The organism is Zoogloea sp. LCSB751, assembly GCF_002028455.1.
Taxonomy (GTDB): domain Bacteria; phylum Pseudomonadota; class Gammaproteobacteria; order Burkholderiales; family Rhodocyclaceae; genus Zoogloea.
The window spans coordinates 1-273 of the sequence record NZ_MWUM01000187.1 but is presented as its reverse complement, the minus strand read 5'-3'; the positions used below and the strand labels follow the sequence as shown (position 1 = coordinate 273).

Here is a 273-nt window from a genome sequence, read left to right as displayed (position 1 = left end):
AATGCCAAGCCAGGCGGTCCAGATGAGGGGCAGCAGTGCCAGGGCCATCATGACAGCAGCGCCGGATCCCGGGGCTCGTCCGGGCAGAGGGTGCGAATGACCCTGGCCGGGTTGCCTACCGCCACCGAGTCTGCCGGTATGTCCCGGGTCACCACGGCGCCGGCACCTATGATCGCGCGCCGCCCTATGGTGACGCCGGGCAGCAGGATGGCGCCGCCGCCAATCCAGACCCTGTCTTCGATGGTGACCGGCAGCGCCGTCTCAACCCCCTGA

Annotated in this window: 1 protein-coding gene; it reads right to left on the bottom strand. The window is 69.2% G+C overall.

All coding sequences use genetic code 11. The annotated features are described in order from the left end of the window. Window positions 1–47 precede the first annotated feature (47 nt). Window positions 48–273 (bottom strand): DapH/DapD/GlmU-related protein (locus B4920_RS26290; RefSeq protein WP_305847127.1); only part of this gene is annotated, 226 nt, incomplete at its 5' end.